7 protein-coding genes are annotated in these 22533 nt (G+C 69.8%); 3 read left to right on the forward strand and 4 right to left on the reverse strand.

The window, feature by feature from the left end; all coding sequences use genetic code 11:
- Positions 1 to 83 precede the first annotated feature (83 nt).
- The 4 genes from ABD798_RS22300 to rfbA all read right to left on the reverse strand — a co-directional run bounded on the left by ABD798_RS22300 (position 84) and on the right by rfbA (position 3815).
- Positions 84 to 1025, reverse strand: coding sequence for an NAD-dependent epimerase/dehydratase family protein (locus ABD798_RS22300; protein ID WP_344877870.1), 942 nt, complete (start codon positions 1023 to 1025; stop codon positions 84 to 86).
- A 79-nt stretch (positions 1026 to 1104) separates the two neighbouring features.
- A complete protein-coding gene (locus ABD798_RS22305) occupies positions 1105 to 1686 on the reverse strand; it encodes a dTDP-4-dehydrorhamnose 3,5-epimerase family protein (protein ID WP_344877872.1) in 582 nt (193 codons plus the stop codon).
- 54 nt (positions 1687 to 1740) lie between these two features.
- Positions 1741 to 2733, reverse strand: a complete 993-nt coding sequence (gene rfbB / locus ABD798_RS22310) for a dTDP-glucose 4,6-dehydratase (RefSeq protein WP_344877874.1) — start codon at positions 2731 to 2733, stop codon at positions 1741 to 1743.
- Positions 2734 to 2939: 206 nt separating this feature from the next.
- Entirely contained in the window at positions 2940 to 3815 is an 876-nt protein-coding gene (gene rfbA / locus ABD798_RS22315; protein WP_344877876.1) for a glucose-1-phosphate thymidylyltransferase RfbA, read from the reverse strand.
- 534 nt (positions 3816 to 4349) lie between these two features.
- Here rfbA and ABD798_RS22320 point away from each other — a divergent pair.
- From ABD798_RS22320 to ABD798_RS37245, 3 genes are all read left to right on the forward strand, one after another.
- On the forward strand, positions 4350 to 17219 hold the full coding sequence (locus ABD798_RS22320) for a type I polyketide synthase (RefSeq protein WP_344877878.1): 12870 nt from the start codon (positions 4350 to 4352) through the stop codon (positions 17217 to 17219).
- 9 nt (positions 17220 to 17228) lie between these two features.
- Positions 17229 to 21983 carry a type I polyketide synthase gene (locus ABD798_RS22325; protein ID WP_344877880.1) on the forward strand — a complete coding sequence of 1585 codons (4755 nt, stop codon included), beginning with the start codon at positions 17229 to 17231 and terminating at the stop codon, positions 21981 to 21983.
- Positions 21984 to 22182: 199 nt separating this feature from the next.
- Complete coding sequence (locus ABD798_RS37245) at positions 22183 to 22413, forward strand: Imm1 family immunity protein (protein WP_425549252.1); 231 nt, start codon at positions 22183 to 22185, stop codon at positions 22411 to 22413.
- Positions 22414 to 22533: the final 120 nt, after the last annotated feature.

The raw sequence follows: 22533 nt of genomic DNA on the forward strand, positions 1-22533 counted from the left end.
CGTGACCCCACCCTATGGCGAATTCGAAATCAACGGCCCCACCCGCCGGAGAATAGGGGTGGGGTTAGGGGGAGCAAAAACAATCAGGCGGACACCGGGAGCGCGCCGAGCATCGCCCGCACGGACTCCGCCACGGGCACCGCCGCCCGCCAGCCCAGCAGCTCGCGCGCCTTGTCGGTGCTCGACAGCGTCCAGTCGCCGCCCTTGCTGGTGACCTGCGCGCCCAGCTCGCGCACCGCACCCGCGTCGAGACCGGCCGCCTCGACCAGGCCGTACACCAGATCCCGCAGGTCGATCGCGCTGCCGCGACCGATGTTGATCACCTCGCCGGTCACTCCGGCGTGTGCGGCGCGCAGCACGGCCTCGGCCGCGTCGCGGGCGTCCACGTAGTCCCGCCGAGCCTCCGCGATGCTCAGCTCAAGCGGCTGACCAGGTGAAACCGTGCGCAGCTTGGCGGAGAGCGCGCCGAGGAAGCTCGCAGGGGAGGGGTGCGGGCCGAAGACGTTCACCACCCGCAGCACCACGCCGTCCACGTCCCCGGCGGCGGTCGCGCGCAGCACCTCCTCGGAGCCGGCGAGCTTCGTCCGCGCGTACATCGTGGTCGGGGCGGGCACGACGTCCTCGTCGATCACCGTGCCGGGGGCGGCCGGGCCGTACTCGTGGATCGTGCCCACGTGCACCAGCCGAGGCCGTTGCGGCACCTCGGCCACCGCCTCGACCAGGCGTTTCACCAGGCCCACGTGGGAGTAGGTCATCTCCTGCTCCGTGCTGCCCCACCCGCCGGTGGCGTTGACGACCACCCGCACCCGCTCCGCCGTGAGCATGTGCGCCAGGCGTGGCACGTCCGCGCCGCCCACGTCCAGCGACCGGTAGCGGTAGCCGGCGATCTGCGGGGCGAACCGCCTGGCCACCGCGATCACCTCGTAGTCGGCGTCGGCGAAGGCCGCGCAGACCTGCCTGCCGACGCAGCCCGTCGCGCCGAGCACCGCCACACGGGGGCGGGCGAATCGGTCGGTGATGGTCATGGACCGACGCAATCACGGCCCAGACCACCCGACAACCCCTAACGTGCAGGTCAAGGGCTTCGCGCACCCCGGAAAGGACTCAGAGTTCGAGGCAGTCGGAGTACTTGGGCAGCAGCCCCTGGGCCTCTGCCTCTTTGAAGCTCGGCGCCGCGGTGTCGCGGTCGGAGAGCAGGTAGTCGAGGTCCTTCGGCCACGGCAGCGCGAGGTCGGCGTCCAGCGGGTTGATCGACAGCTCGTTCGCCGGGTCGTAGAAGCTGGTGACCACGTACGACATCACCGTGTTGTCCTCGAGCGCCACGAACGCGTGCCCGACGCCGACCGGGAAGTACATGGATCGGAAGGACACGTCGTCCATCTCCACCACGTCCCACTTGCCGAAGGTCGGCGAGCCCAGCCGCAGGTCGACCACGACGTCCAGCGCCCTGCCGCGCGCGCAGTAGACGTACTTCGCCTGGCCGGGGGGCGTCCTGGTGAAGTGGATGCCGCGCACGACACCCTTCGCGGAGCGGTTGTGGTTGGTCTGCGCCACGGAGTGCTTGCGCCCGACGGCCGCCTCGAAAGCGGGCTCCTGGAACGGGGAAACAAACACCCCACGGCTGTCGGGGTAGACCGTCGGGGTGAATTCGAATGCGCCTTCGACGGCCAGCTCACGTGTCTGCATACCCGTACACTACCTATTCCCCGGGCTCCGGAGAATGTAGTTGAAAACGCTTTTTCAGCCCGTCGGCTGTGCGGCCCCGTCCCGCAGCGGGGCCCACCAGTCGCGGTTCTCCCGGTACCAGGCGGCCGTCTCGGCGATGCCCGTCGCGAAGTCCTTCAGCGGCGCGTAGCCCAGTTCGCTCGCGGCCTTGCTGATGTCCACGGAGTAGCGCAGGTCGTGGCCCTTGCGGTCGGCCACGGTGCGCACCATCGACCAGTCCGCGCCCATCAGCCGCAGCAGCTCCTCGGTCAGCTCGCGGTTGCTCAGCTCCGTGCCCCCGCCGAGGTTGTAGACCTCGCCGGCCCGGCCGCGCTCGGCGACCAGCGCGATGCCCCGGCAGTGGTCGTCGACGTGCAGCCAGTCGCGGACGTTGCGTCCGTCCCCGTAGAGCGGAACCTTCAGGCCCTCCAACAGGTTCGTGACGAACAGCGGAATGACCTTCTCCGGGAACTGGTACGGCCCGTAGTTGTTGGAGCAGCGCGTGATGCACGTGTGCATGCCGTGCGTGCGGTGGTAGGAGCGCACGAGCAGGTCCGAGGACGCCTTCGACGCGGAGTACGGCGAGTTCGGCAGCAGCGGGTGGTCCTCCGGCCACGAGCCGCTGTCGATGGAGCCGTAGACCTCGTCGGTGGAGACGTGCACGAACTTGCCGACGGCCGCGTCCATCGCGCCCTGCAACAGGGTTTGCGTGCCGAGCACGTTGGTGCGGATGAACTCCGCCGAGCCGGTGATGGATCTGTCCACGTGGGACTCGGCAGCGAAGTGCACCACCAGGTCGACGCCCGCCATCAGCGAGCGCACCAGCTCCGCGTCGCAGATGTCGCCGTGCACGAAGCGCAGCTCCGGCAGATCGGCGACCGGCGCCAGGTTGGCCAGGTTGCCCGCGTAGGTCAGCTTGTCGAGCACGAGCACTTCGGCGCCGGAGAGCGCGGGGTAGCGCCCGGCGAGCAGTTCGCGGACGAAGTGCGAGCCGATGAAGCCGGCACCGCCGGTGACCAGGATGCGCACGCTGGAGACCTTTCTAGGACCTGTTCTGCACGTGGTTGAGCCGTGGCGGTGGCGCCGGGGGTTAGGCAGTCTTCAAGACCACCGAACCCCCCTGTCGATCATCGTTAACCGCCCCAAACCCGGATAAGGCCGAGGGTTTGCCGTCGTTGGAGACCCCTTGGGCGGGGGTTTGCGGGTCTTGAAGACTGGTGAACCCCGGCACGGGTCTAGGGACGGAATTCCTTGGCCACGTCCATGATGTAGCGGCCGTAGCCGGTCTTGGAGAGCTTCGCGCCGAGCGCGTGGCAGGCGTCGGCGTCGATGAACCCCATGCGCAGCGCGATCTCTTCGAGGCACGCGATGCGCACGCCCTGCCGGTTCTCCAGCGTCGCGAGGTACTGCCCCGCCTGGAGCAGCGAGTCGTGGGTGCCGGTGTCCAGCCACGCGAAACCCCGGCCGAGGTCGATCAGCCTGGCGTCGCCGCGCTCCAGGTACGCGCGGTTCACGTCGGTGATCTCCAGTTCGCCGCGCGCCGACGGCCGGATGTTCTTGGCGATGTCGACCACGTCGTTGTCGTAGAAGTACAGGCCGGTGATCGCCCGGTTGGACTTCGGGTTCTCCGGCTTCTCCTCGATGGAGATCAGCCTGCCCTCGGAGTCGGTCTCGCCGACGCCGTAGCGGTGCGGGTCGTGCACCGGGTAGCCGAAGAGCACGCAGCCCTTCACGTCCTGCGCGGTCGCTTCGAGGATCTCGGAGAACCGCTGCCCGTGGAAGATGTTGTCGCCGAGGATGAGCGCGGCGGTGTCGTTGCCGACGTGGTCGGCGCCGATCACGAACGCCTCGGCGAGCCCGCGCGGCTCGGCCTGCTCGGCGTAGGTGATGTTCAGCCCGAGCTGGGCGCCGTCGCCGAGCAGCCGCTCGAACAGCGGCAGGTCCTGCGGAGTGGAGATCAGCAGGATGTCCCGGATGCCGGAGAGCATCAGCACCGACAGCGGGTAGTAGATCATCGGCTTGTCGTAGACCGGCAGCAGCTGCTTGGACACCGACAGCGTCACCGGGTGCAGCCGGGTCCCGGACCCGCCCGCGAGCACGATCCCCTTCATGCCTGAGCCCCTCCCGGGACCGGTGGCGGCCCCGTGGAGCAAGCTATGTCGCCGCGCACACCGCGAGCCAGCGCCTTCCAGGAATTGAGGGGCGGTACCGGTGGGTTCAGGGGTGGGTGCTTGACCTGTTTTTTCAGCCCTTGACGGCGCGCGGCGGCGCATTTTCCCGGCTTCGTGAGGTCGCGAAACGCCTGTTTGGACACGGCGTCGCCGAGCTAAACCGGGACAATTCACGGGACACTTCGGACTGCTCCGAACGGCCCCTTGCGAGCCCGGTGGCGTCGACCGTCCGGTGGATCACGTCAAGAACCTTTTCCCTCGTCGGGGGCCATGTCACTGGCCTCTCAGGCGGAACGTTAGGGGTTGTTGCTAGGGGTGGGGCTGGAGTTAGTTTCGGAACCAACCGCGCGTGGGTGCAAGAACAACAGGGAAATCAATTTCTTTGATACGGGTCTCGCTTTAGGGCGTGAGCGGGACAACACCGAGGTTGTTCTCCTTCTCGATCAACCGAGTATGCGGGGACTAGGGGCGATGGTGGCTGAAGGCGAGAAGGACCAGAGAACGGGTATCGCTGTCATCGGTATTGCCTGCCGGTTGCCGGAGGCGGGTGATCCGGGTGCCTTCTGGGGACTGCTGCGCTCGGGCACCGACGCGATCTCCGAGACCGAGCAGGGCCGGGCCGGTCGCCTCGCCGAGGTCGACGGGTTCGACCCCACCTTCTTCGGCATCGCCCCGCGCGAGGCCGCGGCCATGGACCCGCAGCAGCGGCTGGCGCTGGAGCTGAGCTGGGAGGCCCTGGAGGACGCCGGGCTGCCCGCCGACTCCCTGACCGGTCAGCGCGCGGGTGTCTTCGTCGGCGCGATCGGTGACGACTACGCGACGCTGCTGCACCGCGCGGGCGCCGACGTCGGCCAGCACACGCTCACCGGCCTCAACCGCGGCATGATCGCCAACCGCGTGTCCTACCTGCTCGGCCTGCGCGGGCCCAGCATGGTCGTCGACAGTGGACAGTCGTCCTCGCTGGTCGCCGTGCACATGGCGTGCGAGAGCATCCGCAGCGGGGACGCGGACATCGCCCTCGCCGGTGGCGTGACCCTGAACCTGGCTCCGGAGAGCACGCTCGGCGCCGCCGCGTTCGGCGCGCTGTCCCCGGACGGCCGCTGCTACACCTTCGACGCCCGCGCCAACGGTTACGTCCGTGGTGAGGGCGGCGGTGTCGTCGTGCTGAAGCCGCTGCACAAGGCGCTCGCCGACGGTGACCCGATCTACTGCGTCATCGCGGGCGGCGCGGTCAACAACGACGGTGGTGGCGACACGCTGACCACGCCGGACCGCGCGGGCCAGGAAGACCTTCTGCGAGCCGCATATCGGCGCGCGGGCGTCGACCCCGCCAAGGTCCAGTACGTCGAGCTGCACGGCACGGGCACTCGCGTTGGTGACCCTGTGGAGGCCGGAGCGCTCGGCGCGGTGCTCGGCGCAGCCCGCTCCGGCGACGCTCCGCTGCTGGTCGGCTCGGCCAAGACCAACGTCGGCCACCTCGAAGGCGCCGCTGGTGTCACCGGCCTCATCAAGGCCGCGCTCGCCGTGCGCAACCGGGAACTGCCGCCGAGCCTGAACTTCGAGTCGCCCAACCCCGCGATCGACCTGGACGCGTTGAACCTCCGCGTGCAGACCGAGCTCGGAGCGTGGCCCGGCGAAGAGATCGTTGCCGGTGTCTCCTCCTTCGGCATGGGCGGCACCAACTGCCACCTCGTGCTCACCGAAGCTCCGCAGCGCGAAGCCGTGCAGCCGGGCACCGCGCCGAGCGTCCTCCCATGGGTGCTCTCGGCCAAGACACCGCAGGCGTTGCGCGCACAGGCTTCCCGTCTTCTGTCCACTATGGACAGTGCGTTGGACGTTGCGCACTCGCTCGCCACCACGCGCGCCGCACTGAACCACCGAGTCGGAGTCGTCGGCCGCGACCGCGAAGAGCTGATCAGCGGACTGCGCGCCTACGCGGACGGCATGCCACACGCGGCGGTCGTCGAAGGTCGCGTGGGCGAGGGCAAGATCGCGTTCCTGTTCACCGGCCAAGGCGCTCAGCGCGCTGGTATGGGCCGCGAGCTGCACGCAGCTTTCCCCGCGTTCGCAACGGCTTTCGATGAGGTCGCGGCCGCGTTCGACATGCCGCTGGCCGAGATCATCGCGAGTGGCGACGAGCTTGACCAGACGCAGTACACGCAGCCCGCGCTGTTCGCGATCGAGGTGGCGCTGTTCCGCCTCGCGGAGAGCTGGGGCCTGCGGCCGGACTACCTCTCCGGGCACTCCATCGGCGAGATCGCGGCGGCCCACGTCGCGGGTGTCCTTTCGTTGGCGGACGCCGCCAAGCTCGTCACGGCGCGCGGTCGGTTGATGCAGGCGCTGCCCACCGGTGGCGCGATGGTGTCGATCCAGGCCAGCGAAGCCGATGTGCTGCCACTGCTCAACGATCGCGTCAGTATCGCGGCGCTCAACGGTCCACAGTCGACGGTCATCGCCGGTGACGAGGACTCGGTACTCCAGATCGCCGCCGCGACCGGCGCGAAGACCAAGCGGCTCACGGTGTCCCACGCGTTCCACTCGCCGCTGATGGACCCGATGCTCGACGACTTCCGCGCGGTTGCGGAGTCGCTGACGTACTCGGCGCCGACGATCCCGATCATCTCGGGGACCGAGGTCGAGCAGTACTCGGCGGACTACTGGGTCCAGCACGTGCGCGGCACCGTTCGCTTTTACGACAGCGTGCTGAGCCTCGAAGCCAACGGCGTCACCCGCTACCTGGAACTGGGCCCGCACGGCGTGCTGACCGCTGCCGCCAAGGACTCGTTGACCGTCAAGGACGGCATCGCGCTCGTTCCGTTGCTGCGCAAGGACCGCGCCGAGGACGAGGCCGCGCTGAGTGCCCTGGTTTCCTTGCACGTCAACGGTGTTGAGGTCGACTGGGCGAGCTTCTTCGCGGGTAGCGGATCCCGTCGCGTCGCGCTGCCGACTTACGCCTTCCAGCGGCAGCGCTGCTGGCTCGACGCCGCCGTCAGCACCGCGGTCACGGAACGGGCAGCCGAGCCAGCGACCGAGGATCGGCCGATCCTGTGGCAGAAGCTCGCGGAGGTCCTGGGCGAGGACGAGCAGCGGCGGATCTCGCTGGACATGGTGCGCGCGCTCGTGGCGTCCGTGCTCGGCTACACCGATCTCGCCGCCGTCGACCCGGAGTTGCCGTTCAAGGACCTCGGCTTCGACTCGCTGACCGCCGTCGAGCTGCGCGACCGGCTCGCCACCGCGACCGGGCTCGACCTGCCCAGCTCCCTGCTGTTCAACTACCCCACGCCGAAGCGCCTCGCCGAGCACACCCTGGACGAGTTCCTGGGGCGTGCAGGGGAAGACGTCGTCGAGACGAGCGCCACCGATCACAGCGAGCCGATCGCGATCGTGGCGATGGGGTGCCGCTTCCCGGGCGGAGTGAACTCGCCGGAGCAGCTGTGGGAGGTCCTGGCCAACGGCCGCGACCTGGTCGGGGAGTTCCCGGCCGAGCGCGGGTGGGACATCGACTCGATCTACGACCCGGACCCCGACAAGACGGGCAAGAGCTACGTCCGCGAGGGTGGTTTCCTCAAGCAGGCCCACGAGTTCGACCCGACGTTCTTCGGCATCTCCGCGCGCGAGGCCATGGCGATGGACCCGCAGCAGCGGGTGATCATGGAGACCGCGTGGGAGTCCTTGGAGCGCGCGGGAATCACGCCGAAGGAGCTGCGCGGGAGCCGGGCCGGGGTGTTCGTCGGCGCGATGCCGCAGGACTACGGCCCCCGCATGTACGAGGCGGGCGAAGGCGTCGAGGGCTACCTGCTCACCGGAACGACCACGAGCGTCGCGTCCGGCCGCATCGCGTACACGCTCGGCCTCGAAGGCCCTGCGGTCACGGTGGACACCGCGTGCTCGTCCTCGTTGGTGGCAGTGCACATGGCCGTGCAGTCGCTGCGCAACGGCGAGTGCACGCTGGCGTTGGCCGGTGGTGTCACGGTCATGCCGAACCCGGGCATCTTCATCGAGCTGACCCGTCAGCGCGCGCTGTCGCCGACCGGCCGCTGCCGCGCGTTCTCCGCCGACGCGGACGGCACGGGCTGGGCCGAGGGCGCGGGCATGCTGGTGCTGGAGAAGCTCTCCGACGCCGAGCGCAACGGTCACCAAGTGCTCGCGGTCATCCGGGGCAGTGCGATGAACCAGGACGGCGCGTCCAACGGGCTCACCGCGCCGAACGGCTTGGCGCAGGAGCGGGTCATCCGGCAGGCGCTGGCCAACGCGGGCCTCGGCTTCGGCGACGTCGACGCGGTGGAGGCGCACGGCACCGGCACCAAGCTCGGTGACCCGATCGAGGCCAACGCGCTGATCGCCACCTACGGCCGTGACCGGGAAACCCCGGTGTGGCTGGGTTCTCTCAAGTCCAACACCGGTCACACGCAGGCCGCCGCAGGCGTCGGTGGCATCATCAAGATGGTCATGGCGTTGCGGCACAACACTTTGCCGAAGACGCTGCACGTGACCGAGCCGACGTCCCATGTGGACTGGTCTTCCGGCGCGGTCCGGCTGCTCACCCAGGCTCAACCGTGGGAGAGCGACCGCCCGCGTCGTGCGGCCATCTCATCCTTTGGCATCAGTGGGACCAACGCGCACGCGATCATCGAGGAAGCTCCTGCGGCCGCCGAAAAGGAAGCCGATGAGAACGAAGGCGCGTTCCCGTTCGTGCTCTCCGGCAAGTCCGAGGCGGCCCTGAAGGCTCAGGCCGACCAGCTCTGGTCCCTTGTGGACGAAGAGCAGGACCTGGACCTCGTCGCCTTCGCGCGCTCGCTCGCGACGACGCGCAGTTCCTTCGACCAGCGCGCCGCAGTGGTGGCCAAGGACCGCGTGGAGCTGCTGTGCGGCTTGGACGCGCTGGTCAACGGGGAGCCCGCCGCGAACGTCAGCCGGGGCAATGGCGCGGACGGCCGCAAGGTGGTCTTCGTGTTCCCGGGCCAGGGCTCGCAGTGGCCCGACATGGCGCTGTCGCTGTGGGAGCACTACCCGTCCTTCCGCACGCAGGTCCTCGCGTGCGACGAAGCTCTGCGCTCCTACATCGACTGGTCCATTGTGGACGTTCTGTTCAAGAAGGACGGCGCTCCGTCCCTCGAGCGCATCGATGTGATCCAGCCGGTGCTCTTCGCGATGATGACCGGCCTCGCGCAGCTCTGGCGCGCGCACGGCGTCGAGCCCGCCGCCGTGGTCGGGCACTCGCAGGGCGAGGTCGCCGCCGCGTTCATCGCGGGCGCGCTCACCCTGGACGAGGCGTGCCGCATCATCGCCCGCCGCAGCCAGGCGTGGTTCCGGCTCAGCGGCAAGGGCGGCATGCTCTCCGTGCTGCTGCCCGCCGACGAGATCCGCCCGCACCTGGAGCAGTGGGGCGACGTGCTGGGCATCGCGGCGGTGAACAGCCACAGCTCGGCGACGATCTCCGGCGCGGTGGAAGCACTCGACTCGCTGGCCGCGGAGCTGACTCAGCTCGGCGTGAAGTGCCGCAGGGTTCCCGGTGTGGACACCGCCGGTCACTCGCCGCAGGTGGACGCGCTGCGCGAGCAGCTCTACGCCGACCTGGACGGCATCGAGCCGCTGAAGAACAGCATTCCCTTCTACTCCACGGTGACCGGCGACGTGCTGCCCGGCCTGGAGCTGGACACCGACTACTGGTACCGCAACATCCGCGAGTCCGTGGACTTCGAGCGCGCGACCCGGGCTCTGCTCGCCGCAGGGCACACCGCGTTCATCGAGATCAGCCCGCACCCCATGCTCGCCATGGCGATGCAGGAAACCATTGAGGACTCAGGAACCGACGCGGTCACGGTCGGCACGCTGCGCCGCGAGGAGGGCGACCGCTCGCGGTTGATGCTCTCGCTGGCCGACGCCTACGTGCGCGGTGTGACCGTGTCGTGGAGCGACACCTTCGGCGCCGGCCCGGTCGTGGACCTGCCGACCTACCCCTTCCAGCGGCAGCGCTACTGGCTGGAGGTCGAGCAGGCGGCAGGCGACCTCGGTGCGGCGGGCCTCAGCGGTACCGCGCACCCGTTGCTGGGCACCGGGACCGCGCTCCCCGTCAACGGCGGATACCTGTTCACCGGGCGGCTTTCCCTGCGTGAGGAGCCGTGGCTGGCCGACCACCAGGTCGCCGGGCTCGTGGTGGCTCCGCCGTCGCTGCTCGTGGAGTTCGCTGTCGCAGCAGGAGATCTGCTCGGCTGTGACGAGGTCGAAGAGCTGACGCTGGACCACCCGCTCGTGGTGCAGCCCTCCTGCGCGCGCATGGTGCAGGTCGTGCTCGGCGGCCCTGATGACTCCGGTCGCCGCCGCATCAGCATCTTCTCCAGGCCGGACACCGAAGTTGAGGTCGACGACCAGCAGTGGACCCAGCACGCGACGGGTGTCGTGGCGACGGGCGCCGAGCAGGCCGACTTCGATCTGTCCGCGTGGCCGCCGGAGGAGGCGAACCCCGTTGACGTCGGCGGGATCTACGCCGATCTGACCTCGCGCGGCCTCGGTTGCGGCCCGGCGCTCAAGGGCCTGCGCAAGGTCTGGCGTCGCGGCGAGGAGGTCTTCGCCGAGGTCGCCATCGACGCCGAACATCACGCCGACGCCGCCGAGTTCGTGCTGCACCCGGCGCTTCTCGGCGCCGCACTGCACGCGGCCGGGGTCAACATGCCCGCCGATCCCGGAGAGCCGATGCTCGCCGTTGGCTGGCAAGGCGTTGTGGTGCACGCCAACGCGGCGACCGCGCTGCGCGTGCGCCTCGTGCCGACCGGCGAGAACTGCTACTCGATGACGGTTGCGAACCCGACTGGCATGCCGGTGATCACCGCGCGCACGGTTCGCTTTGCAGCGCTGGACATCGACCTCCTGCGCACTGCCGGTTCGCCCGCCGACGACGCGCTGTTCCGCACCGCGTGGCAGCCCGTTGCGCTTCCGTCGGAGCCTGCGGGTGGTCGCTGGACCCGGGTCGGCGCGGACTGCTTCGGCTTGGACGCGGTGCTCGGCACCACCGGCCGTCCATCCACTTTGGACGATCTCCAGCTGCTGATGGACGCGGGTGGCGACGTTCCGGACGTGGTCGTGGTCCAGTTCGGCCCCGACCCGCTGGACGAGGGCGACCTGCCGACGGCCGTGCGCACGGTGACCTACCGCGCGCTGGAGCTGTTGCAGCACTGGCTCGCCGACGAGCGCTTCGAGAACTCCGGCCTGCTCCTCGTCACCAAGGGCGCGATGGCCACCGAGGCCGGAGCGGACGTCACCGACCTCGCCGCCGGTGCCCTGTGGGGCCTCGTGCGATCCGCGCAGTCCGAGAACCCCGGTCGCGTGGTGATCGTCGACCTCGACAGCACGACGAGCACGGCGGAGTCCCGGCAGGCGCTGCGCCGCGTCATGGCGGTGCACGAGCCGCAGCTCGCTCTGCGCGGCGGAAAGCTTTTGGCACCAAGGCTTGCGCGCGTGGAGGCGAAGCCGCAGAAGCTCGACCTCCACCCCGAGGGCACGGTCCTCATCACCGGCGCGACCGGGGTGCTCGCGGGCCTGCTCGCCAGCCACCTCGTCACCGAGCACGGCGTCAAGCACCTGCTCATGGCCAGCCGCAGCGGCTTGGTCGCGGAGGGCGCGGTCGAGCTGGCGTTGGAGCTGGCCGAACTCGGTGCCACAGTCCGGTTCGCGGCCTGCGACGCCGCCGACCGGGACGCGGTCGAGGTGCTGCTGGACTCGATCTACCCCGAGCACCCGCTGACCGGTGTCGTGCACACCGCGGGGGTTCTGGACGACGGCATCCTCGGAGCCCTTACGCCGCAACGTTTCGACACTGTGCTCCGGCCCAAGGTCGACGCGGTGATGAACCTGCACGAGCTGACCAAGGACCTGGATCTGCCGCTGTTCGCGCTGTACTCCTCGATGGTCGCCTCCTTCGGCAACCCCGGGCAGGCGAACTACGCGGCGGCCAACGCGTTCCTTGACGCTCTGGCAACTCACCGTCGGGCCAACGGGCTCTCCGGTGTCTCGCTCGGCTGGGGTTTCTGGGCACAGCGCAGCGGGATGAGCGACCACCTGACCGACGCCGACGTGCAGCGCATGGCCCGCTCGGGTGTCGTTCCCCTTGCCTCAGAAGAAGGTCTGTCGCTGTTCGACGCGGCGGCCGGTGCCGAGGACGCGGCGCTGCTGCCGGTCCGCCTGGACACCGCGACGCTGCGCAACCGCATCAGCGACCCGGCGATGTCGCCGCTGATGCGGGGCCTGGTCAAGGTGCCGCAGCGGCGCAGCGCCGCGACTGCGGTCAGCAAGCCCACCACCGGCGGCTCCGCGCTGGCCGACCGCCTCGCCGGTCTGTCGCCCGCCGACCAGGACCGCGCCGTGCTCGACCTGGTGCGCACGCAGGCCGCGGCCGTCATCGCGCACCCGGACCCGGACGCCTTGGAGCCCAAGCGTGCGTTCAAGGAGGTCGGCTTCGACTCGCTGACCGCCGTCGAGCTGCGCAACCGGCTCAGCGAGGCGTCCGGTCTCAAGCTGCCGACCACGTTGCTGTTCGACTACCCGACTCCCGCCGTGCTCGCGGAGTTCCTGCGCAGCCAGGCTTTGGGCGACCGCAAGGCCGCCGCCGCGACCCTCACGCGGGTGGTGCAGGACGACGACCCGATCGCCATCGTGTCGATGAGCTGCCGCCTGCCCGGTGGTGTGCGCACCCCGGAGCAGCTGTGGGAGATGCTCACCGACGGCCGCGACGCGATGGGTCTGCTGCCGACCGACCGTGGCTGGGACGAGGACCTGTACGACCCGAACCCGGAGAGCCACGGCAAGACCTACTCCCGCGTCGGCGGATTCCTTTACGACGCGGGCGAGTTCGACCCGGCGTTCTTCGGGATCAGCCCGCGTGAAGCGCTCGCGATGGACCCGCAGCAGCGAGTTCTCCTTGAGACCGCGTGGGAAGCCCTTGAGCGCGGCGGGGTCGCCCCGTCCTCGGTCAGCGGCGAGCAGGTCGGCGTCTACGTCGGCACCAACGGCCAGGACTACGCCGGGCACCTGACGAAGATGCCTGCCGACCTGGAGGGCTACCTGCTCACCGGCAAGGCCGCGAGCGTGGTGTCCGGCCGGATCTCCTACATCCTCGGCACCGAGGGCCCGTCGATCACGCTCGACACCGCGTGCTCGTCCTCGCTGGTCGCGATCCACCTCGCGTGCCAGGCACTCCGCCAGGGCGAGTGCGACCTCGCGCTGGCCGGTGGCGTGACCGTGATGTCCATGCCGAGCCTGTTCATCGAGTTCTCCCGCCAGCGCGGCCTCGCCCGCGACGGCCGGGTGAAGGCGTTCTCCGACGCCGCCGACGGCACGAGCTGGTCCGAAGGCGCCGGAATGCTGTTGCTGGAGCGCCTTTCCGACGCTCGCGCCCGTGGGCACAAGGTGCTCGCGGTGGTGCGGGGTTCGGCGGTCAACCAGGACGGCGCGTCCAACGGGCTCGCCGCGCCCAACGGCCCCTCGCAGCAGCGCGTCATCCGGCAGGCGCTGGCCAACGCCGGAGTCGCACCGTCCGATGTGGACCTGATCGAAGCGCACGGCACCGGAACCGTTCTGGGCGACCCGATCGAGGCGCAGGCACTGCTCGCCACCTACGGCCAGGACCGCGACCGCCCGGTGCAGCTCGGCGCGCTGAAGTCCAACATCGGCCACACCCAGGCCGCCTCCGGTGTTGCGGGCGTGATCAAGCTCGTGCTCGCGATGCAGCACGGGATCATGCCGAAGACGCTCAACGCCGACGTTCCCTCCACCCACGTGGACTGGTCGGCGGGCGAGGTGTCACTGCTGACCGAGCAGGTGGAGTGGCCGGAGCGCGAGGGGCCGCGCCTCGCGGGCATCTCCGCCTTCGGCATCAGCGGCACCAACGCGCACGCGATCATCGAGCAGGCGCCCTCTGTTGAGGAGCCGGAGGTCACGACCGAGCGCGAACTGCCTGTGCTGCCGTGGACCCTGTCGGCGCGCTCGGAGAAGGCGTTGCGCGATCAGGCTTCCCTGCTCCGCGAGCGCGCTTCGACCGGCTCGCTGCTGGACCTGTCCTACTCGCTGGCCACCACGCGGACGGCCTTCGAGTACCGGGCTACGATCGTCGGCTCGGAGCGCGAGGGGCTGCTCAACGCGCTCTCCGCGCTGGCCGACGGCGACGGCGCGATCAGCGTGGTGAACGAGGGCAAGACGGCCTTCCTGTTCACCGGTCAGGGTGCTCAGCGGGCCGGGATGGGGCGCGCGCTGTACAACGCGTTCCCGTTCTACGCCAAGGCTTTCGACGAGGTCGTCGCCGAGCTGGACAAGTACATGGCCAAGCCGCTCGCCGCCGTGCTCGACACCGAGGAACTGAGCCGCACCGAGTTCACGCAGCCCGCGCTCTTCGCGATCGAGGTCGCGCTGTTCCGCCTGGTCTCCGAATGGGGCCTGACGCCGGACTACCTCGCCGGGCACTCCATCGGCGAGATCGCCGCCGCGCACGTCGCCGGAGTGCTGTCGCTGACCGACGCGGCGAAGCTGGTCACCTCGCGCGGCAGGCTGATGCAGGCTCTGCCGTCGGGTGGCGCGATGGTCTCGCTCCAGGCGGCTGAGGCCGATGTGCTGCCGCTGCTGGAAGCCCGCGCCGACGTCAGCGTGGCCGCCGTCAACGGCCCGCGCTCGACGGTGATCGCCGGGGCCGAGGAGTCGGTGCTCGCGGTCGCGGAGGCCACCGGTGCGAAGTCCAAGCGCCTCAACGTCTCCCACGCGTTCCACTCGCCGCTGATGGAGCCGATGATCGCCGAGTTCCGCGATCTCGTGACGTCACTGGAGTACGCCGAGCCGAGCATCCCGATCGTCTCGGCGGTGACCGGCGAGATCGCGCGGCTGGCCGACCCGGAGTACTGGGTCACCCACGTCCGCAACGAGGTCCGTTTCCTCGACGCGGTGCGGTTCTTGGAGAAGCGCGGGGTCACGCGCTACCTGGAGCTGGGCCCGGACTCGATCCTCACTGCCGCCGCGCGCGACTGCCTGGTCAACGACAGCGACAAGGTCGTCGTGGTGGCCGCTCTGCGCCGCAACCGCCCCGAGGAGCAGACGCTGCTCACCGGTGTGACGGAGCTGTACGGGCGCGGTGCCGAGCTGGACTGGGAGAAGTTCTTCGCGGGCACGGGCGCGCGCTGGACGGAGCTGCCGACCTACGCCTTCCAGCACGACCGCTTCTGGTACCAGCCGCCGAAGGACGAGATCTCCCTCTCCGCCGGGTCCACCGACGCGGAGTTCTGGGAGATCGTGGAGAACGGTGATCCCGATGCGATCCGGTCCACTTTGGACATTGACGCCGACCGCCCACTGTCGGAGCTGCTGCCCGCGCTGTCGGAGTGGCGCCGCCGCAACCAGGAGCGGTCCACTGTGGACGGTTGGCGCTACCACGCCGTCTGGCGCGCACAGCCCGAGGTGCACGAGCCCGCCCTGCCCGGAGCCTGGGTCGTCCTGACGCCCGAGCCCGGCATCGGCGGCCACGCGGTCTCCGCGACGGTCAAGGCGCTGGAGACCTTCGGCGCCCGAGTGACCACCGTGGAGCTCGGCGCGGCCGAAGCCGACCGCGAACTGGCTGCCACCAAGCTCAAGGAAGCGACGGCCAGCGAGCCGATCAGCGGCGTGCTGTCCTTGCTGGCGCTGGACGAGCGCCCGCACCCGGAGCACTCGGCCCTGTCGATCGGGCTCGCGGCCACGATCGGTGTGGTGCAGGCGATGCACGACATGGACGCCAAGGCCCGGCTCTGGCTGGTCACCTGCGGCGCGGTCGTCACCGGCGACGCGGACGGCGCGATCAACCCCGGGCAGACGAGCGTCTGGGGTCTGGGCAGGGTTCTCGGCCTTGAGCAGCCGCAACGCCTCGGCGCCCTGATCGACCTGCCGCAGGACCTGGACGAGCGCGCGATGTACCGCTTTGCGTCCGCTCTGTCGGCTCCGACCGACGACGACCAGCTGGCGATCCGTGCCTCTGGCACCTTCGCCCAGCGACTCGTGCACGCCGACAGCTCGCCGGGCACCGAGTTCCGGCCGCGTGGCACGGTGCTGATCACTGGCGGAACCGGTGGCCTGGCCGGGCACGTCGCGCGCTGGCTCGCGGGCAACGGCGCGGACCGGCTCGTGCTGACCAGCCGTCGCGGTCCGGACGCCCCCGGAGCCGCCGAGCTCGTCGCGGAGCTGGAGGCGCTCGGAGCCTGGGTGACCGTGGCGTCGTGCGACACCTCCGACCGCGACCAGCTCGCCGCGCTCGTGGCTGACGTGGAGCAGGACGGGCCGATCCGCTCGGTCTTCCACACCGCCGGTGTCGTGCGCTTCGCGCCGCTGGCCGAGACTTCGCTGGACGAGGTCGCGGAAGTGGCTGTGGGCAAGGTGATCGGCGCCGCGCACCTCGACGATCTGTTCGCCGACCGCGAGCTGGACGCCTTCGTGCTCTTCTCCTCCGTCGCCGCCGTCTGGGGCAGCGGTGGGCAGGGCGGCTACGCGGCGGCCAACGCGTTCCTGGACTCCTTGGCCGAGCGGCGTCGTGCACGCGGACAGACCGCGATGTCGATCGCGTGGGGTCCGTGGGCCGATGACGGCATGATCCGCGGCGAGGGCGTTGAGGAGCACCTGGCCCGGCGCGGCCTCGTTCCCATGGCGCCCGAGCTGGCGGTCACGTCGCTGAAGGTGGCTCTGGACAACGACGACACGTGCCTGGCCGTCGCGGACATGAACTGGGAGCGCTTCGTTCCCGGTTACACCGCAGGGCGGGCGCGGCCCATGCTCGACGAACTGCCTGCGGTGAAGGCGATGCAGGCCGAGGCCGCTCAGCCGGAACCGGCTCCGGACGCCTTCGACTTCGCCAAGCACCTGGCCGGGCTGCCCAAGTCCGAGCAGGCGCGCGAGCTGCTGGACATGGTGCGCGCGCAGGCTGCGGCAGTGCTGGGGCACGCGTCGGCGGACTCCGTCGCGGCGGACCGCGCGTTCAAGGAGCTGGGCTTTGACTCGCTGATGGCGGTCGAGCTGCGCGACCGGCTGCACAAGGCGGTCGGACTGCGGCTCAGCGCGATGATGATCTTCGATTACCCGGATTCGCAGGCGCTCTCGGAGTTCATCCGAGGGGAACTGCTGCCGGAGCAGCCCGAGGCCACGCCGTCGGTCTTCGCGGAACTTGAGCGCATCGAGTCCGCGTTGCCCGGTGTCGAGGCAGATCCGGTGCTGCGTGCCGAACTCGCTGCCAGGTTCGCGGACCTGGCGAGCCGTCTTGGTGCAGTGTCCAAGGTGGACGATCGTTTGGGCGACGAGGCGAGTGCGGAGGACGTGTTCAGGTTCATCGATGAGCTGGGGTCATAGGGAGCCACCATGAGCGACGACGAGAAACTTCTCACGTACCTCAAAAAGGTCGCTGGCGATCTGGCCACGGCCCGTGAGCAGCTGAAAGAGAAGGAAGCCGCCGAGAGCGAGCCGATCGCGATCGTCTCGATGGGCTGCCGTTTCGCCGGTGGTGTGCGCTCTCCTGAGGACCTGTGGGATCTCGTCGTCGAAGGCCGCGACGCGGTCGGCGGCTTCCCGACCGATCGCGGTTGGGACCCGGCTGTCCTGGACGCCGGTGACAGTGACGTCAAGGGTTCGAGCACGCAGCAGGGTGCGTTCATCTACGACGCGGGCGACTTCGACCCGGCGTTCTTCGGCATCAGCCCGCGCGAGGCGCTCGCGATGGACCCGCAGCAGCGGCTCGTGCTTGAGGTCGCGTGGGAGGCGATCGAGCGCGCCCGCATCGACCCGCTTTCCTTGCGCGGCAGCAAGGCGGGCATGTTCGTCGGTGCCACGTCGTTCAACTACGGCGGCGACTACCTCGGCGCGCCCGAGGAGCTGGGCGGCCACCTGATCACCGGCAACGTGACGAGCGTGCTCTCCGGCCGGGTCAACTACACGCTCGGCCTCGAAGGCCCGTCGATGACCTTCGACACCGCGTGCTCGTCCTCGCTGGTCGCGATGCACCTTGCCGCACAAGCACTTCGGCGCGGTGAATGCTCTCTCGCGCTGGCCGGTGGCGCGGCGATCATGTCCACCGCCGGCGTGTTCGTGGAGTTCAGCCGCCAGCGCGGGCTCGCGGCCGACGGGCGCTGCAAGTCCTTCGCCGAGGCCGCCGACGGCACCGGCTGGGGTGAGGGCGTCGGCCTGATCCTGCTCGAAAAGCTCTCCGACGCGCGCCGCAACGGACACCCCGTTCTGGCCGTGCTGCGCGGATCGGCGTGGAACCAGGACGGCGCGTCCAACGGCCTCACCGCCCCCAACGGCCGCGCCCAGCAGCGAGTGATCAAGCAGGCGCTGGCCAACGCGGGCCTCAAGTCCGAGGACGTCGACGTCGTCGAGGCGCACGGCACCGGCACCACGCTCGGCGACCCGATCGAGGCCAACGCGCTGATCAACACCTACGGCAAGGAGCGCCCGGCTGACCGCCCGCTGTGGCTGGGCTCGCTGAAGTCCAACATCGCGCACACTCAGGCGGCTGCGGGCTCGGGCTCGGTCATCAAGATGGTGATGGCCTTGCAGCACGGGCTGTTGCCGAAGACCCTGCACGTCGACGCGCCGTCCTCGGAGATCAACTGGTCGGACGGCGCGGTGTCGCTGCTGACCGAAGCCGTGCCGTGGCACGCCGGTGATCGCGTTCGCCGCGCCGGTGTTTCCGCGTTCGGTGTCAGCGGCACCAATGCGCACCTGATCCTCGAAGAGGCGCCTGCCGCTGATTCGGCCGAGCGGGTCGTTGAGGCTCCGGCCGTCATGCCGTGGGTGCTCGCCGGTCGTGGCGCGGACGCTCTGAAGGCTCAGGCCGCCCGCCTCGCGTCCTTTGTGGACGGTCAGGAGCCGGTGGACCTGGCGTACTCGCTGGCCACCACGCGCTCGGCCTTCGAGAACCGCGCGGTCGTGCTCGCGGGCTCCAACGCGGAGTTCAAGGCTTCGCTCGGGTTGACGGGCGAGAACGTCGTGGTGGGCGAGGCTGTTAAGGACCCGCGCCCGGTCTTCGTGTTCCCCGGCCAGGGTTCGCAGTGGGCGGGCATGGCGGTAGAGCTGATCGACTCCTCGCCGGTCTTCGCCAAGCGCATCAAGGAGTGCGACGAGGCGCTGTCGGAGTTCGTCGACTTCTCGGTCGTGGACGTGCTGCGCGGCAAGCCCGGCACGCCGTCCACCGAGCGGGTCGACGTGATCCAGCCACTGCTGTGGGCGGTCATGGTGTCGCTCGCCGAGCTGTGGCGCTCCTTCGGCGTCGAGCCCGCCGCGGTGATCGGCCACTCCCAGGGCGAGATCGCCGCCGCCGCCGTCTCGGGCGCCCTGTCGCTTTCCGACGCGGCAAGGGTGTGCGCGCTGCGGAGCCGCTCGATCATCGCGCTCTCCGACCGTGGTGGCATGTTGTCGCTGACGATGCCGCTCGCGGACGCCTCGCAGCTCATCGCCGAGTGGGGCTCGAAGGTCTCCATCGCGGCGGTGAACGGGCCGTCGTCGGTGGTGGTCTCCGGTGAGCCGCAGGCGCTCGTCGAGGTCCAGCAGGCCGCCGAGGCGCAGGACGTGCGCGCTCGGATGATCGACGTGAACTACGCGTCGCACTCCGCCCAGGTGGAGGAACTGCGTGCTGAGCTGCTCGACGTGCTCGCGCCGATCAAGCCGCGCTCGTCGGAGATCTCCTTCATCTCCACGGTGACCGGCGAGCCGATCGACACGGTGAAGCTCGACGCGGAGTACTGGGTCACCAACCTCCGCCAGACCGTGCAGCTGGAGGCCGCGACCCGCGCTGCCCTTGAGCGCCGCCACCGCCTGTTCATCGAGGCGAGTCCGCATCCCGTGCTGGGCATGGCTTTGCAGTCCACCGCCGAGTCCGCCTCCGTTGAGGCCGTCGTCGTGGGTTCTCTGCGCCGCAACGAGGGTGGGCCCGCGCGGTTCCTCCGCTCGGCGGCCGAGGCTTACGTCAACGGCGCTCCGGTGAAGTGGGAGGCCGCGTTCGCCGAGCTGCCCGCGCGCAAGATCGCTCTGCCGACCTACGCCTTCCAGCGGCAGCGCTTCTGGTACACCCCGCCCGTGCCTTCGGCGGCCAGCCCGGCGGAGACGCGCTTCTGGGACGCCGTCGACTCCGAGGACCTGACCTCGGTCGCGGCCACGCTCGGCCTCGGCGCCGAAGCTCCGCTCAGCGAGGTCGTGAGCAGCCTGTCCGGTTGGCGCAGGCGCAGCATCGAAGTGTCCGCTGTGGACGATTGGTGCTACGAGATCGGTTGGCGCTCGGTCAACCTGTCCCAGAAGGCGCTCAGCGGGGAGTGGCTCGTCGTCACCCCGGCCAGCGGTGCGGAGTCGGTGAAGGACGTGCTCAGCCTGATGACGGCTGCTGGCGCGGAGATCACCCGCATCGACGTCGACGCCACCGACATCGCTGAGCGCGCGGACTTGGCTTCTCGCCTCGACGGCTACTACGACGGCGTGCTTTCCCTGCTGGCGCTGGATGATTCGGCGCGCACTGCTGGCTTGACCGGCACGCTGACGCTGACGCAGGCGTTGGGTGACGCTGGCATCGACGCTCCGCTGTGGTGTGTCACGCAGAGCGCGATCGCGTTGAACTCGGCGGAAACCCTCGTCAACCCCGACCAGGCCATGGTGTGGGGCCTCGCCGGTTCCTACGGCGCCGAGCGCCCGCAGCGCTGGGGCGGCCTGGTGGACCTGCCCGTGCAGGCCGACGAGCGTTCGCTCAGCCAGCTCGTCGCGGCGCTCAGCGGCTCCGAGGCGGGGGAGCAGTACGCGGTCCGCCCGTCCGGCGTGTTCACGCGGCGCCTGGCCAACGCGGTTCCTCGCCGAGCCCGTCGCGACTGGAAGCCGAGCGGAACCGTTGTCATCACTGGCGGCCTCGGTGCTCTCGGCAGCCACCTCGCGCGCTGGGTGACCGCGAACGGCGCCGAGCACGTGCTGCTGCTCGGTCGCCGTGGTCTGGACACCCCTGGTGCTGAGGCGCTGCGCGATGAGCTGGGCGCGACCGTCGTGGCGTGCGACGCCGCCGACCGCGACCAGCTCGCGGCAGCGCTGGCGCAGGCTCCGACTCCGATCAAGGCGGTGTTCCACGCGGCCGGAGTGCTCGACGACTCCCCGCTGGACTCGCTCACCACTGCTCAGCTCGACGCGGTTGTGCGCAACAAGGCCACCGCCGCGCACAATCTGCACGAGCTGACCTCGGACCTCGACGCGTTCGTCATGTTCTCCGCCGTCGCGGGCACGATCGGTGTTGCGGGGCAAGGGAACTACGCGGCGGCGAATGCCTACTTGGACGCGCTCGCGCAGCACCGACGTTCGCAGGGGCTGCCCGCGACCACCGTGGCGTGGAGCGCCTGGGAGGACTCCGGCATGGTCGACGCGGCCACGGCCGAGGTGCTTCGCGGACGTGGCATTCCCGCGATGCCGCGCGAGCTGGCGATGACCGCCTTGCAGCGCGCGCTGGACGTCGACGAGACCTTCCTCGTCGTCGCCGACATCACGTGGGACAAGTTCCTGGACAGCGGCGCCGTCACGGCCACTCCGCTGCTCACCGAGGTGATCCCCGCCGTCGCGGTGGAGGCCGAGGACACGGGCGAACTCCGCGGCAAACTGTCCACTGTGGACAAGGTGGCGGGTCTGCGTCTCTTGCAGGACGTGGTGATCGCGCAGGCGGGATCGGTGCTCGGCTACGACGGCGCTTCCCTGCCCGCGCAGCGCTCCTTTAAGGAGCTGGGCGTGGACTCGCTGACCGCCGTGCAGCTGCGCAACCGGCTCTCCGAGGCCACCGGGCTCCGCCTGCCGGTGACCCTGGCCTTCGACCACCCCAACGCCGCGTCGCTCGCCGAGCACCTCTACGAGGAGCTGGCCCCGAGCGCATCCGGCGTCGCCGACCTGGTCCGCGAGGAGCTGGACAAGCTGGAGGCCACCCTGACCTCCGTGCCCAGCGACGACGCCGCAGCCCGCGAAGCCATCACCGCGCGCCTGCGCTCGCTGATGTGGAAGTGGGAGGGCGCCGACGCCGCTGTCTCGGCGGAGGCCGACAACCTCGACACCGCGACCGACGACGAAGTGTTCGATCTGCTGGATAAAGAACTCGGATTCGCCTGAGCCGGATCGGTTTACTCCGTTTCGTACTCATAGCGGCCCTCGACCCCGCTATGAGTACGAAACGACCGTTCCCCCGAGGTCTGTCCTCCACGTGTTGAGGTGCACGCCCCGGTCGCAGCGCCGCCCAGGGGTGCGCCGGTCTTCAAGACCACCGAACCCCCTTCTCGATCATCGTTAATCGCCGCAAACCCGGTGCTCGATGACGTTCGCCGTCGTTGGAGACAGCGGAGGCGAGGGTGTGCGGGACTTGAAGACCAGCGAACTCAGCCTCACAGGACACGGCCCAGCGGCTCATGAAGCCCCCTTGGACGACGTGTGCAAGGCCGTATACGAGTTCTTCACCTCAGCTGGTGCACGGCCGGGGGACGTACCCAATGTGGCATTTGTTTCATCTGACGTAACAAATGCCACATTGGGTTCAAAAGTCTGAGCGAACCCCCAGGCACCCCTGAGTCCACCCCTCACTTCGGTTCGCCCTATAGCGGTGCGCGGGGGCCAGGCGGTCGGATGGGGGTGCGGTCGAGAGGCCGGACGGAAGGAGCTGCGGGCT

Source organism: Allokutzneria multivorans, assembly GCF_039537405.1.
In the GTDB taxonomy this organism is placed as follows: domain Bacteria; phylum Actinomycetota; class Actinomycetes; order Mycobacteriales; family Pseudonocardiaceae; genus Allokutzneria; species Allokutzneria multivorans.